Source organism: Nocardia sp. NPDC059180, from assembly GCF_042754945.1.
Lineage (GTDB): Bacteria > Actinomycetota > Actinomycetes > Mycobacteriales > Mycobacteriaceae > Nocardia.
Genome location: NZ_JBHZBU010000004.1, coordinates 500,589 through 513,155, shown reverse-complemented (window position 1 = coordinate 513,155; position 12,567 = coordinate 500,589). Strand labels below are relative to the sequence as shown.

General features: G+C 65.8%; 12 protein-coding genes and 1 pseudogene. 7 read left to right on the top strand and 6 right to left on the bottom strand.

Features of this window, described 5'->3' with window-relative positions; genetic code table 11:
• Positions 1–72: 72 nt before the first annotated feature.
• Positions 73–705: a TetR/AcrR family transcriptional regulator gene (locus ACFXNW_RS16490; protein WP_379418515.1), complete on the bottom strand. Its 633-nt coding sequence runs from the start codon at positions 703–705 to the stop codon at positions 73–75.
• Positions 706–772: 67 nt separating this feature from the next.
• On the opposite strand from ACFXNW_RS16490, the gene ACFXNW_RS16485 reads away from it, so the two are divergent.
• The 4 genes from ACFXNW_RS16485 to ACFXNW_RS16470 all read left to right on the top strand — a co-directional run bounded on the left by ACFXNW_RS16485 (position 773) and on the right by ACFXNW_RS16470 (position 5,992).
• A complete protein-coding gene (locus ACFXNW_RS16485) occupies positions 773–2,317 on the top strand; it encodes a flavin-containing monooxygenase (protein ID WP_379418514.1) in 1,545 nt (514 codons plus the stop codon).
• On the top strand, positions 2,314–3,144 hold the full coding sequence (locus ACFXNW_RS16480; RefSeq protein WP_379418513.1) for an SDR family NAD(P)-dependent oxidoreductase: 831 nt from the start codon (positions 2,314–2,316) through the stop codon (positions 3,142–3,144). Before ACFXNW_RS16485 ends, ACFXNW_RS16480 begins: the two co-directional genes overlap by 4 nt.
• 13 nt (positions 3,145–3,157) lie before the next feature.
• Positions 3,158–4,072, top strand: a complete 915-nt coding sequence (locus ACFXNW_RS16475) for an alpha/beta hydrolase (RefSeq protein ID WP_379418512.1) — start codon at positions 3,158–3,160, stop codon at positions 4,070–4,072.
• A gap of 126 nt (positions 4,073–4,198) precedes the next feature.
• A complete protein-coding gene (locus ACFXNW_RS16470; RefSeq protein WP_379418670.1) occupies positions 4,199–5,992 on the top strand; it encodes an AMP-dependent synthetase/ligase in 1,794 nt (597 codons plus the stop codon).
• 72 nt (positions 5,993–6,064) lie between these two features.
• Here the strand turns inward: ACFXNW_RS16470 and ACFXNW_RS16465 are convergent, their stop codons facing one another.
• The 3 genes from ACFXNW_RS16465 to ACFXNW_RS16455 all read right to left on the bottom strand — a co-directional run bounded on the left by ACFXNW_RS16465 (position 6,065) and on the right by ACFXNW_RS16455 (position 9,492).
• The gene (locus ACFXNW_RS16465; RefSeq protein WP_379418511.1) at positions 6,065–7,540 is read right to left on the bottom strand and encodes a DHA2 family efflux MFS transporter permease subunit; all 1,476 of its coding nucleotides are present in this window, start codon (positions 7,538–7,540) and stop codon (positions 6,065–6,067) included.
• 71 nt (positions 7,541–7,611) lie between these two features.
• Entirely contained in the window at positions 7,612–8,289 is a 678-nt protein-coding gene (locus ACFXNW_RS16460; protein WP_379418510.1) for a PadR family transcriptional regulator, read from the bottom strand.
• Positions 8,290–8,610: 321 nt separating this feature from the next.
• A complete protein-coding gene (locus ACFXNW_RS16455; RefSeq protein ID WP_379418509.1) occupies positions 8,611–9,492 on the bottom strand; it encodes a glycine betaine ABC transporter substrate-binding protein in 882 nt (293 codons plus the stop codon).
• A 152-nt stretch (positions 9,493–9,644) separates the two neighbouring features.
• On the opposite strand from ACFXNW_RS16455, the pseudogene ACFXNW_RS16450 reads away from it, so the two are divergent.
• A pseudogene (locus tag ACFXNW_RS16450) lies at positions 9,645–9,800 on the top strand (suppressor of fused domain protein); the annotation flags it as partial.
• A 121-nt stretch (positions 9,801–9,921) separates the two neighbouring features.
• Entirely contained in the window at positions 9,922–10,134 is a 213-nt protein-coding gene (locus ACFXNW_RS16445; protein WP_379418508.1) for a hypothetical protein, read from the top strand.
• 209 nt (positions 10,135–10,343) lie between these two features.
• Here ACFXNW_RS16445 and ACFXNW_RS16440 read toward each other — a convergent pair whose 3' ends face one another.
• The gene (locus tag ACFXNW_RS16440; RefSeq protein ID WP_379418507.1) at positions 10,344–10,499 is read right to left on the bottom strand and encodes a hypothetical protein; all 156 of its coding nucleotides are present in this window, start codon (positions 10,497–10,499) and stop codon (positions 10,344–10,346) included.
• Positions 10,496–10,819: a hypothetical protein gene (locus tag ACFXNW_RS16435; protein WP_379418506.1), complete on the bottom strand. Its 324-nt coding sequence runs from the start codon at positions 10,817–10,819 to the stop codon at positions 10,496–10,498. Before ACFXNW_RS16435 ends, ACFXNW_RS16440 begins: the two co-directional genes overlap by 4 nt.
• Before the next feature lie 590 nt (positions 10,820–11,409).
• Between ACFXNW_RS16435 and ACFXNW_RS16430 the strand changes: the two genes are divergently transcribed.
• Positions 11,410–12,549 carry a helix-turn-helix domain-containing protein gene (locus tag ACFXNW_RS16430; protein WP_379418505.1) on the top strand — a complete coding sequence of 380 codons (1,140 nt, stop codon included), beginning with the start codon at positions 11,410–11,412 and terminating at the stop codon, positions 12,547–12,549.
• The last annotated feature ends 18 nt before the right edge of the window (positions 12,550–12,567 follow it).

Below are 12,567 nucleotides of genomic sequence, written 5' to 3'. Positions count from 1 at the left end.
CCAGCGAGAGGCCCACTCGTCGTTTGCCTCAGCCATGTGACGCTCGACGTGCGCGAGTACCGGGGGGCGGGGTCAGGTGCGTAGGGCGGCGGCGAGGGCGGGGTTGACGGCCATGGAGAGTGCCAGCAGCGACTCGACCAGCAGGTCGATCAGCTCGTCGCGGGTGATCGTCTCGTTGCGCAGCCACGACAGGGTCGATTCCTCGGTGAATGCGATCCAGCCACGGACGGCCAGCACCAGGCGAGGGTGGTCGCGTTCTTCGGGCGGCATGGGGACCTGGGTGAGGATGATGTCGACGATCGCGTTGCGCGTCTGTTCGACCAGGGCGACGAGGTCGGGGCTGGAACTGGCGGGACCACGCAGCAGCGCCAGGTACGAGGTGCGGTTCTCGCTGACGTACTCGATGTAGCGACTCACCGAATCGCGCAGCATCTCGAACAGGCCCAGCTCCGGGTCCGGGGCGACACGCATCAGCAATTCGGCATTGGCGTGGCGCACGACCTCGAGCTGGAAGTCCTGCTTGGTGGGGAAATAGTGGAACAGCAGCCCCCGCGAGATACCGGCCTGAGCAGCGATTTCGCTGACCGAGATGTCCTCGATGGACCGCTCGCCCAGCATCTTGACGCCGAGATTGATCAGCTGTGTGCGCCGCTGCTCCGGACTCAACCGGACACGCTTGGCGGTTTCTCCCGGACTCGTGCTCACGTGACCATCCTACTGAACGTGGGTCAATACTGTTGACTGCGACTCAATAAGGCTCTAGTCTGAGTATATGAGTCGCAAGGTTACAGACAAAGCTGTCGCTAACCAGCCCACCCGCCATCTGCGGACGATCATCATCGGCAGCGGATTCGCCGGCCTCGGCCTGGCCATCCGGCTGAGTCAGCAGGGCCGCGAGGATTTCCTCGTCCTGGAACGCGGCGGCGATGTCGGCGGCACCTGGCGCGACAACACCTACCCGGGCGCCGCATGCGATGTGCCCTCGCACCTGTACTCGTACTCCTTCGCGCTCAACCCGAACTGGTCGCGCTCGTTCTCGCGCCAGGGCGAGATCCAGGGCTACATCCAGGGCGTCGCCAAGAAGTACAACGTGCTCGACAAGCACATCTTCGACTGCGATGTCACCGGCGCCCGCTGGAACAACGACACCGCGCAGTGGGAGATCACCTCTTCCAAGGGCAACTTCACCGCCGACACCGTCGTCTCCGCGGTGGGTGCCCTGTGTGAGCCGAACCTGCCCGACATCAAGGGCATCAGCAGCTTCGAAGGCGAGATCTTCCACTCCGCCCGCTGGAACCACGACGCCGATCTGGCAGGCAAGCGCGTAGCCGTCATCGGCACCGGCGCCTCCGCGATCCAGATCGTGCCCGCCATCGCGCCGCAGGTCGCCCACCTCGACGTCTACCAGCGCACCGCGCCATGGCTGCTGCCCCGCATGGACCGCCCGTACCTGAAGGCCGAGCAGCTGGCGTTCAAGTACATCCCCGGCGTGCAGCGACTGTCCCGCGCCGCGATCTACGCCGCGCGTGAGACCCAGGTCGTCGGCCTTGCCAAGTTCCCGGCGCTGATGCAGGGCTTCGAGGTGCTGGCCAAGGCCAAGCTGCGCTACGAGATCCGCGATCCCGAACTGCGCGCCAAGGTCACCCCGAACTTCCGCATCGGCTGCAAGCGCATGCTGATCTCCAACGAGTACTACCCGGCGCTGGACCGCGACAATGTCGACGTGGTCACCGACGGCATCGCCGAGGTGCGTGCGAACTCGATCGTCACCAAGGACGGCACCGAGCGTGAGATCGACGCGCTGATCGTGGCCACCGGCTTCCACGTGACCGACTCGCCGACCTACGAGACCATCACCGGCAAGGACGGCCGGACCCTCACCGAGGTCTTCGACGACATCGGCCAGCAGGGCTACAAGGGTTCCTCGATCGCGAACTTCCCGAATATGTTCTTCCTGCTCGGCCCGAACGTCGGGCTCGGCCACACCTCGATGGTGTACATGATCGAATCGCAGATCAACTACATCGCCGACGCGCTGGCCACCATCGACAAGCAGGATCTGCGCACCGTCGAGGTGCGCCGCGAGGTCCAGGACACCTACAACGCCGAGCTGCAGAAGAAGCTGGCCAAGAGCGTCTGGCTCAACGGCGGCTGCGCCAGCTGGTACCTGGACAAGCACGGCAACAACACCACGCTGTGGCCCGATTTCACCTTCGAATTCCGTAGGCTGACCAAGGAATTCGACGTCGCGGCCTACAACACGACAACCGATGACAACTCTTCTCGCCCCGACCTGAAAGTGGTGGCAGCCCAGTGAGCAAGGACGCTTACTTCCGTAACAAAGTGTGTGTGGTCACCGGTGCCGGTTCCGGTATCGGGCGTGCGCTCGCCATCGACCTGGCTCGCCGTGGCGCCAAGCTGGCGCTGTCGGATATCGACACCGACGGGCTCGCCGAGACCACCCGTCTGGTCGAGCAGCTTGGTGCGCAGGTGAAGTCGGATCGGCTGAATGTGGCCGAGCGCGAAGCGGTGCTGCACTACGCCGACGCCGTGAAGGAGCACTTCGGCGTCGTGCACCAGGTGTACAACAATGCCGGTATCGCCCACCACGGCGACGTCGTCAAGACCGAGTTCAAAGATTTCGATCGGGTCATGGACGTCGACTTCTGGGGCGTCGTCAACGGTACGAAGGCGTTCCTGCCGTATCTGATCGAGTCCGGCGAGGGTCACGTGGTGAACGTGTCCAGCCTCTTCGGCCTCATCTCGGTCCCCGGCCAGAGTGCCTACAACGCGGCCAAGTTCGCGGTACGCGGCTTCACCGAGGCGCTGCGCCAGGAGATGATCGTGGCCAAGACGCCGGTCGAGGTGACCTGCGTGCACCCGGGCGGCATCAAGACCGCCGTGGCGCGCAACGCCACCTACGCCGACGGCATCGACGGCAAGAACGCCAGCACGATGTTCGACAAGTACCTGGCCATCCACTCCCCCGAAATGGCCGCCAAGACCATCACCGAGGGTGTGCGCCGCAAGCACGGCCGGGTGCTGATCGGCTGGGAGGCCAAGTTCCTGGATCTGTTCGTGCGGGTCACCGCCTCGGGCTACCAGCGCATCTCGGCCACCGTCGAGCGCCGCTTCCTGCCCTGAGCCGGGACCGCTGATGCGTGATATCGCCATTCCGCTGCCGTTGGCACGCACGATCCTGAGCCCGGTCTACCGGGTCACGCTCAACGATCGGCTGCCCTGGCGGCTGCAACGACTGCTACTGGACGCGGGCTCGCGCTTACAGCCCGCACCGGCGGGCACCGAGGTGCGCCGGATCCAGCTCGCCGGGCGTCCCGCGGACCGCTTCACCGCGGGCACCCCAGGTGCGGGCGCTGTGCTCTACCTGCACGGCGGCGGCTATGCGGTCGGTTCGCTGTCCACCCACCGGTCCCTGACCGCGCGGCTGGCACACGAAACCGGTTGCACGGTCTACTCGCTGGACTACCGGCTGGCACCGGAACACCCGTTCCCGGCCGGCCTGGACGACGCCGAGGCAGCGTTCCTCGAACTCGTCGACAAGCACGGCTACGCGCCCGGTCAGATCGCCATCTCCGGCGATTCGGCCGGCGGCGGCCTGGCCCTGGCCACCGCACAACGGCTGATCGCGCGCCACGGCTACACCCCTGCCGCGCTCGGCCTCATCGCGCCGTGGACCGATCCGAACCAGATCCCGGAGCGGTACCGCGATCTGGTGATCAGCAAGCCGTGGTCGCGCGCCTGCGCCACGGCCTATCTCGGCAGCGGCGACAACAACGATCCCGGCTACGCGCCACTGCTGGGTGAACTGCGCGGGCTGCCACCGACCTACGTGCAGGTCGACGTCAGCGAACTGCTGCATACGCAGTGCGTGGATCTGGCGGCCGCGCTCCGGGACGCCGGAGTCACCGTCACATTCACCGAGAGCCGGGGCCTGTGGCACGTCGCGCAACTGCAGGCCGCGCTCGTCGGCCCCGCCGCCGCGGTACTGAGCGAGATGGCCGAATTTTTGGCCGAAGCCATACGCCCAGCGCATATCCGCGACTTAGGATGATCCCGATCAGGTCCGTATCCGCTCGTCATCGAGCGGATACGGACCTATTTGCGGTGGTCGACGTCACGGCCGCGGCGAAGGTGCCGTAAATTACTCATGAGTACGAACCCACGTGGAAGGGCCATGATGCGAGAGTTCGAAGCCGAGGCTTCCTACACCATCCCGGAAGACGCCAACAATTCCGACAACGTGTTCCGCCATGCCGAACAGTCGCCGAACGCGGTGCTGTTCAATGTGCCGGACGGCAGCGGCGCCCTGCGGGATGTGACCGCGGCGGAATTCGCGAAGACCGTGACCGGTGTGGCCAAGGGCATCATCGCCACGGGCATCGATTTCGGTGACCGCGTCGCCATCATGGCCCCCACCCGGTACGAGTGGGCGGTCCTCGACTTCGCCATCTGGGCAGCGGGCGGATGCACCGTCGCCATCTACGACAGCTCGGCCGCCGAGCAGGCCAAGTGGATCCTGCAGGATTCGGCCACCAAGCTGCTCGTGGTCGACAGCGATAAGCACCGCGCCACCATCGACGAGATCGAGGCAGGCGCGCTGCCCGAGCTGAAGGAGACCCTTCAGTTCGACAAGGGCGCGGTCGACGAGCTGATCGCCCGCGGTGCCGACCTCGACGACCAGCTGGTGCACGAGCGCCGGGCCAAGGTCGGCGCTTCCTCGCCGGCCACCCTCATCTACACCTCGGGCACCACGGGCCGCCCCAAGGGCGTCATGCTCACCCACGCCAACCTCTGGGCGGAATCCAAGTCCGACCGGATCGCGCTCGGCAAGTACGTGGCCGAGGGCAAGAAGACCCTGATGTTCCTGCCGCTGGCGCATGTGTTCGCCCGCGCCGTGGCACTGGCCGCCTTCGACGCCAAGGTGATCGTCGCGCACACCTCCGACTGGTCCACCCTGGTCGACCAGTTCGGCGCCTTCAAGCCGCACTTCATCCTCTCGGTGCCGCGGGTATTCGAGAAGGTGTTCAACAGCGCCAAGCAGAAGGCACACGACGGCGGTAAGGGCAAGATCTTCGATCTGGCTGCCGAGACCGCCATCGCCTACAGCGAGGGTCTGGACAAGGGCAGCGTCGACCTGGTCACCAAGGTCAAGCATTTCGTCTTCGACAAGCTGGTCTACAGCAAGCTGCGCGTCGCCCTCGGCGGGCAGTGCCAGGCAGCGGTCTCCGGCGGTGGCCCGCTGGGCGCACGCCTCGGCCACTTCTTCCGCGGTGTCGGCGTCACCATCTACGAGGGCTACGGCCTGACCGAGACCACCGCCGCCATCACGGTGAACACCCCCGAGCACATTCGGGTCGGCTCCGTCGGCCGCCCGATCGAGGGCCACGCCGCCAAGATCGCCGAGGACGGCGAGCTGCTGCTCAAGGGTTCGGTCGTCTTCGACGGCTACTGGGGCAACGCCGAGGCCACCGAGGACGCGTTCGAGGATGGCTGGTTCAAGACCGGCGACCTCGGCGCCATCGACGCCGACGGCTTCGTCACCATCACCGGCCGCAAGAAGGAAATCATCGTCACCGCGGGCGGCAAGAACGTCTCCCCCGCGCTGCTCGAGGATTCGCTGCGCGCGCACCCGCTGATCAGCCAGGTCATGGTGGTCGGTGACGGCCAGCCGTTCGTCGGCGCGCTGATCACCCTCGACCCCGAGGCGCTGCCGGGCTGGAAGGAGCGCAACGGCGTCTCCGCCGACACCCCGATCGAGAAGCTGATCGAGAACCCGGCCCTGGTCGCCGAGATCGATGCCGCGGTCGCCGACACCAACAAGAAGGTCTCCAAGGCCGAGGCGATCAAGAAGACCCGCATCCTGACCGTCGACTGGACCCAGGAGACCGGCGAGCTCACCCCGAAGATGTCGCTCAAGCGCGCCGTCGTGATGAAGCAGTACGCCTCCGAGGTCGAGAAGATCTACAGCTGATCTTCCCCTGACGCGCGAAGGCGCCGACAGCGTTCGCTGTCGGCGCCTTCGTCGTCCCGGATCGAATCCGGCTCAGGGGGTGAGGGATTCGGCCTTGGCCCGTTCGGTGGGCGGCTTCGGCGGGGCGGTCTGGGACGGGCGCAGGAACAGCGCCGAGGCCAGCACGCCGATCAGCAGGATCGCGGCGGGCAGGTAGGTCGAGTCCGCAAGCGCCGAACTGAAGGCGTCCTTGACCGGCTCCGGGATCGGGCCGGTCGTGCCTTCACCGGCAGGAGCGTCACCCAGGTTGTTGGCCGCCATCCGCGCCGCGATCAGCGCACTGATCGCCGCACTACCGAGCACCGCACCCACCTGACGCGTGGTGTTGTAGACACCCGCGCCCGCGCCCGCCTGCTGGATGGGCAGATTGTGGGTCGCGGTGGTCGCCAGCGGCGCCCAGATGAACGCGTTGGCGAAACCGGCCACCCCGGCCGCCACCAGGAACCAGATGATGTCCGAATCCGGGACCATCAGCTGGGCGAACCAGGCCACCGACACCGCGAACAACGCGAAACCGACCGTCGGCACCACCCGTGGATGCAGCCTTCCCGCGAACTTGCCGACAAACGGCGCGCACACACCGGTGATGATCGCCATCGGCGCCAGCACCAGCGCCGATCGCGTCGGCGACATCTCCCGCACGGCTTGCAGATAGAAATAGATCGGAACCATCAACGCGGTCGTCGCGGCACCCATCGCCGCGATCGCGAGGGTCGACAATCCGAAGTTGCGGTCGCGGAACAGGCTCAGCGGCACCAGCGGCTCGCCGGTATTGCGCGCCTGGTTCAGGATGAACACACCGAGCACCACCACGCCCGCACCGATCAGCAACCAGATCCGGGCCGACCAGTCGTAGGTGTTGCCTTCCTGGATACCGAACACCAGCAACGACATACCGATCGCGCTGAGCACCACACCGGGGATGTCGAACTTGTGTGAATGAGTCTCCAGATCGGGCACCAGCCGCCATGCCAGCGCGAACGCGATGATGCCGACCGGCACGTTGACGAAGAAGATCCACTCCCAGCCGAGGTTGTCGACCAGCACACCGCCGAGGATCGGGCCGACCAGTGTGGCCAGGCCTGCCACACCACCCCACAGGCCCATGGCCGCGCCGCGCTTGTCCGGCGGGAAAGTGCGGGTGATGACGGCCATGGTCTGCGGCGTCATCAGTGCCGCGCCGAGACCCTGCACCGCGCGGGCGGCGATCAGCATCTCGATGGTGCCTGACAGACCGCACCAGAGCGACGCGAGCGTGAAGACGGCAAGACCGATCAGGTAGATCTTCTTCGGTCCGAAACGATCGCCGAGGCGCCCGGTCACCAGCAGCGGCACCGCGTAGGTCAGCAGGTAGGCGCTGGTCACCCAGATGACCTGGGAAATATCGGCGTGCAGACTCTCCAGGATGGCCGGATTGGCGACCGCGACGATCGTGACATCCAGCAGGATCATGAAGAACCCGACGACCAGCGCCGAGAGCGCTAGCCACGGATTACGTGGAGTGGACATCGGTTTCGTTTCCTAACTCGGGTGGATGACGAGCGACGTCGTTGTCGGGTCTGTCGTGTCCGATGGATGGTTCAGGAGGCTGCGGCTTCCCCGGCAGCGTCGTCCGGCGCCGACGACTGCGGATGCCATGGCGAGGCATCGCAGGGTTCCACGCGTTCGCCGGTTACGGGATCGAAGTCCTCCCAGATCAGTTCGCCACTATCGAGTTCGGCGACCATGTGCTCGACCCACTCGATCTCGGTACGCACGATGACGCGCAGGTAGGGCAGCACGATCCAGTACCGACGGGGCACCTGCTTGCGTTCGGCCACCGCGATCATGGCGTCGATCTCGGCTGATTGCCCGGCGAGGTGCTCGATTCGTTCCCGCAGCAGCGACAGCACTTCGGGTTTGGGCAGGTTGTGCGCCTCGCCAAGGGCCAGCGGGAAGATCGGGTACTCCGGGAGCGGCTTGCGCAACAGCTCGGCGATCCGGTTCCGCAGGGTGCTGCGACCTTCGGTGGTGATCCGGTAGGTCGTGCGTTCCGGCCGGTTCCCGGCACGGTCGATCCCCTCGGCGGTCACCAGGTCCGTATCGGCGAGGCGGGCGATCACGTGGTACAGCGAGCCCGGCCGCACCTTGACCAGTTTGTCCTGGTGCCTCAGGACTAGGAGCTGATACATCTCGTAGGGGTGCATGGGCCGCTCTTCGAGCAGGGCGAGCACGGCGATCGCCAGCGGCGTCACCGTCGCACCCGTGCGCTGCCCCATGTTGTCCCCTTTCCGGGCCGATGCCCACCACTTCGCAGGATCTCGGCGGGCGATCATGCACCTTATCCGGGCGCTGCGACATATCCCGCGTCAAATATTCCAACTGGAATATACGGCGCGGAAGTGTGGGGTGGCAAGAGGCAAAGGGTGGTGATGGAGGTCATCCAGATGCGCCGTGCCGACTCAGCCCGTGCGGCCGTGATCCCCGAATGTCATCGGACGACGCCGGGGCCACCCGTCCCCGGCCACGAAGGGCGCCGGTAGGTCGCGGCGGCCGCGACATCCCTGCGTCAGGTAGTTCGCTACGCGCAGGCCGTCACGTCAGAGTCCTCGCGCGTCGAGCCAGTCGCGCGCCACGTCGGCCGGGTCGGCATCGGCATCACGAACTTTCACGACCATGGCGACCAGCTCGTCGGTGGTCAGCTCACCGGCGACGTAGTTGAGCTTCTCCCACTGCCGATCGTCGAGCGCGCCCTTGCGGACCAGCGAGACGGGATTCTCGGCACGCAGCGCGTTGTCCTCGTCGGATAGCACGCGCAAGCCCTCGGTCGCGGCGGACGCGAGTTCCGGCGGGCCTGCCAGCAGACCGACCTGGATCTGGCCGTCCAGCAGGGCTTTTCGCAGCTCGTCGGGGTTCGCGAAGGTGCGGGTGGCGGCGAATTCGCAGCCGTCGATCCGTAACGCGGCGGGTGGCAGAGTGAGCAGGCCGGGCACCGGGGCCACGCCCGCGGTCGACGACGGGCACTGCGGCGTCAGGTCCGCGACCGATTCGAGCGGTGCGGCCATACCGACCACGACTCGCGGCCGCAGATCGGTGCCGTCGGCGGCATCGGTAACGACCACACCCTGCGGCAGCGAGTGGTTCAGCTCGGTGGTGACCTCTTTGCCGGTCCACGCGACAGCGTCACCGGCCAGATCCGCCAGCAGCGCTCCGTTGTGCTCGCCGACCAGCGTCACCGTGCCTGCGTCGAGCGCCGCCAGCCGGTCGGCCCTCGTGCCGAGATCGCGCTCGATGGCGACGGTGGCACCGGTGCGGGCCAGCGCCTGGGCGTAGATCTCGGCCAGCAGCACCGACTCCGCGCTGTCACCGGAACCGACCACCAGCGGCTCGGGCACGGAGTCATCACCACAGGACACGGCCACTGTCGCCACCGCGACGACCAGAACCCGGGCCAGCACCCGCAGCGGCGCGGCAAGCACCATCGGCGCGACACCAACTTTCCGAAGCCGAGGACTAGCCCACACGGATATGGTCGAGCGGGCACATATGGTCAGTGGAGAATGTACCGGTGGCCGCCGGGCACCGGGATCGCGCGGTCCGGGTGCGGCTGTCGCCATTGCACGTGATCGCCCACGAACCCGCCGAGCCGGTGCGCTAGCTGGACGTCGTCCCGGTCACCGCGACCGAGGCGGCATGGGTGCGGGTCCGTGGTGCGCAGGCATTGCGGGATGCGTGGGTCGAGGCGGGGATTGATGTACGCGATCCGAATCGTGGGGCGGCGTCGCTGTGATGGAGAACTCCCTCGCTGTGATGCGGTTTCGTTGGGCAGTCACACATCGATCGTCGCCATACCCAGGGTGATCGGTGGAGGGCCTGTTCGCCAAGCAGAAGCGTAGGAAGTGATAGTTGCGATGGTGGCCAAGTATCAAGCGTTTCATTTCTCCCAGGCCAACCCCAAGGGGGTTGGACAAGGCAATGTCGCCGCTTTGTTGCGGGCTGTCGCTGACACTGTGGAAGAACTAGGCGAAGTGTCAGTGACCGATCTGATTCTCCATTCCGAGACGACGGCCGATGGCGACTGGCCGTCGATCACGGTCTACTACCAGGATCAGGCACCTGCGTAGCCCGACGTGATGCACGGACATCGGAAGGCGCATCCACCACCGCAGTAGGTCGTGGGGCGGTTCGACTGTTAGAACGTCACCATCGCCAGGCGTAGGGCTCGGAACTGAGCGACAAGTACAAGACGGGGCGCCCTTTCATTCGGAAGGGGCGCCCCGTTGGTGTTCGTGGTGCCTTACCCGACGCCCTCGGCGCGCGCGGCGGCCGCCGTTCACTGCGAATCCGATGTGTCCTCCACTGGTGGCTGTGCCCGCCTACGCGGCACCCCGATGGCCCAGCGCTTGTCTCGGTGTTCGGGCAGCGCGACCGCCAGGGCCAGCACGGCCAGTGGCAGGCCGATTGCGATGACAAATCCCAGCGTGATCACTGTTGACGCTTCGTCTCTGCGGTGACTGCCGACCACCGCGGACAATGCTGTGTGCTGGTGATGAGGTCGGCGGCTTCGGTGACCACCCACCATGGGGAACCAGGTTCGAGGGTGTCGAGATGGGGGATCATTACTGCGTCGGCGACGTGTTCGAAGGCGTGCTGCACGGCGATGAGCGCGGCCAGTACGGCGGCCGTGTCGGTGTGCACGGTGTAGACGATTTTCAGCCGGTGTTTTCGCGTCAGCGCCTCATAGACAGCCGGATCGTGTCCGCCGTGCAGCAGGGCGATCGCTCGTATCGGTGTGTGAGGTTCCGTCAAAGCGCTCGTCCTTCCACGTATCGACCTTCCGTGGCCGGGAGGAATGGCGTCACGCCGGTGGTCACCGTTGGACCTCGATGTACTGTGCCGCGAGCCGGAACCGGGGGCATTTGTGTTCGGCGTGGTCGGCCATTAGATGGATGGCGTGCGACCGCCCGCGGATGGGGTCGCTGCTCTTGCAGGCTGCCGGGTGATCGAGAAGACGGAGGCCGGCGGCTACGCGCGCTAGGAGGTCCCGGTTACGGGTATGCCAGAGCCGTATGGTCGGCGCCATCGACTGGTTGCGCGTGAGTCTGGTGGGGAGTTTCCTCAGCCCACGAAGTGTCGGAGGGCTGTCCGCGACCGCGGCGGCAATGGCCGGTGTCGAATTCGCGGTCGGCTTGCGCGCGCTCGCTTCGGCTACGGGTGCGGGTGCGGGTACGGGCATAAGGTTGGCTCCGGGTTCTGTTGGGGCGAATGTCAATCGGGTGTCTCTACAAGGCGGCGATGTGCTTTCAGCATTGGGGTTTTGTCGCATTCGAAGAACCCACCGAACCTGTACTGGGCCCGTACGCTGGCGGTACTACCGCTGAGGGGAGGAAGTCCGAGAGATGGCGATCGTCACGTGGACCGGACTCGAGGTCGCCGCACTGCGTGCAGCATTGCGGGACACCCAGGTTCAGTTCGCCGACCGGGTCGGTTGTTCGCTCGAGGCGGTTGGTAAATGGGAGCGCCGAGGTGCAGACATCATCCTGGGTGCCAAGTACTCCGAGTGCATGGACACCACCCACCGGATGCTCGATGACGCGCAGCGGGCACGCTTCGATGCCGGACTAGAGGACAGGGGCAGGGCCGCCGCAGCAGCGCTGCGACCTGCCAGAACCGCGGCCACCTACCCGGCGCCACGGCCTCGTGCAGCGGCGTTCCGCCCAGTCGACGACGCAACCACGGGCAGGTCGAGCAACGACTCATGCGATGACGGCATGTTTCATTTCCGGCGAGTACTGCTGGGATGCATTCCCGATTCGCCCCCTCGTGAACAGCTGGAACTGGGCGCTGCGGTAGATCGCGCATGGGACTTGTTCTTCTCGGCTCGATTCTACGAATTGAAACGAGAGCTTCCTGCTGCTTTGGCGAGCGCGTACAGCGCAGCAGGTTCGGCCGTTGGTGAGCCACTGCGGCGGATCAATATCGCGCTGGCGAAGCTATTACACGCCTGTTCGAATTTTCTCGGCTACGTGGCGCACGAAGACCTGGCTGCCCTGGCACTCCTGCGCGCAGAGACACTGGCAGCGGAGAGCGGAGACGAGTTGACAGTAGCTGCTATCAAAGGCTCGCAGTCGTGGCTGTTTGCGAAAAACGGCATGTATGACGATGCAGCCGCGTATGCCGACCGAACAGCTACCCATATTGAACGTCGGTTGTCTACAGCCACCCCGCGCCGTATCGCTATCTGGGGCGAACTTCTGTGCTATGCAGCATTTGCGGCCTCCGGCGCCGGGGACCATCGCGAGGCGCGAAGGTATCTTCGCCTATGCGAATCAGCCGGGACCCAAGTGGAAGGCGACTACGCCAGCAGGCCCGAGCCATCGAATGTGTTCGGTTACACCTCGGCCGCCAGCTTCGGTGTCGTCAACGAAATTGGTGCGAGTCGCCCGCGTGAGGCTCTGAAGCTTGCCGCCGTTATCAGCGACAGTGGTAACGGAATTCCGCCCACGCTACGCAGCCGATGGCTCATCAACGTCGCGTAGGCCCAGATCCATGACCGA

Bases quoted from the DNA above. Each gene is read 5' to 3' on its own strand.
- ACFXNW_RS16485 (WP_379418514.1), top strand. From the start codon at position 773: ATGAGTCGCAAGGTTACAGACAAAGCTGTCGCTAACCAGCCCACCCGC.
- ACFXNW_RS16475 (WP_379418512.1), top strand. From the start codon at position 3,158: ATGCGTGATATCGCCATTCCGCTGCCGTTGGCACGCACGATCCTGAGC.
- ACFXNW_RS16470 (WP_379418670.1), top strand. From the start codon at position 4,199: ATGCGAGAGTTCGAAGCCGAGGCTTCCTACACCATCCCGGAAGACGCC.
- ACFXNW_RS16465 (WP_379418511.1), bottom strand. From the start codon at position 7,540: ATGTCCACTCCACGTAATCCGTGGCTAGCGCTCTCGGCGCTGGTCGTC.
- ACFXNW_RS16460 (WP_379418510.1), bottom strand. From the start codon at position 8,289: ATGGGGCAGCGCACGGGTGCGACGGTGACGCCGCTGGCGATCGCCGTG.
- ACFXNW_RS16455 (WP_379418509.1), bottom strand. From the start codon at position 9,492: ATGGTGCTTGCCGCGCCGCTGCGGGTGCTGGCCCGGGTTCTGGTCGTC.
- ACFXNW_RS16445 (WP_379418508.1), top strand. From the start codon at position 9,922: ATGGTGGCCAAGTATCAAGCGTTTCATTTCTCCCAGGCCAACCCCAAG.
- ACFXNW_RS16430 (WP_379418505.1), top strand. From the start codon at position 11,410: ATGGCGATCGTCACGTGGACCGGACTCGAGGTCGCCGCACTGCGTGCA.